The organism is Oleiphilus sp. HI0086 (genome assembly GCF_001635225.1).
On the sequence record NZ_LWFZ01001362.1, the window covers coordinates 1 to 645 of the forward strand.

General features: G+C 41.2%; 1 protein-coding gene. It reads right to left on the reverse strand.

The genetic code is table 11. The features are described from left to right. Positions 1 to 162 precede the first annotated feature (162 nt). The coding region (locus A3756_RS23460) for a cytochrome c1 (protein ID WP_197481496.1) at positions 163 to 645 on the reverse strand (483 nt) is incomplete at its 5' end.

Genomic DNA, 645 nt, shown 5'->3' on the forward strand with positions numbered 1-645 from the left:
ACCTCAACCTTTAAATCAGATTTACTGCACTGATAGCACAGTTTTAAATTTGGGCAGAATTATACACGATTTACAAGCCAGTCGTGAAAATTCTCTTGGATAGAAACAAAAAAAGCCCTCCATGCCTACACATGGACGGCTTTTATTCTTCTTTCTAGCTAACTAGTGAATATCTCTCCAATACTCTTTGTTCAAGAAGTATGCAAAAACAAACAAAAACGCTAGGAATATAAGAACATTTCGGCCAAGTGCCTCACTTTGAAGCCTAGAAGGCTCACCAACATATTCTAAAAAGTTAACCAGATCATAGATCGCTTCGTCATATTCAGCAGGACTCAAGCTTCCTTCTGTCGCATATTCAGAACAACCACTACTCTTAACAATATTTCCGCTTAATGGATCAACAACAGGCTCAACACCTAACTCTGGCGCGACAGCACAAACACCCTGCAAACCAGCTAGTACGTGCGGCATACCCACATCTTTGAAAATTACGTTATTCACACCATAAGGGCGCTTTGAATCGGCGTAAAATCCACGCAAGTAGTTATATATCCAATCAGGACCACGCAAACGAGCACTCAAAGTCAAATCAGGCGGAGCACTACCAAACCAAACCTTTGCCTGATCTTCAGCCATGGAAAT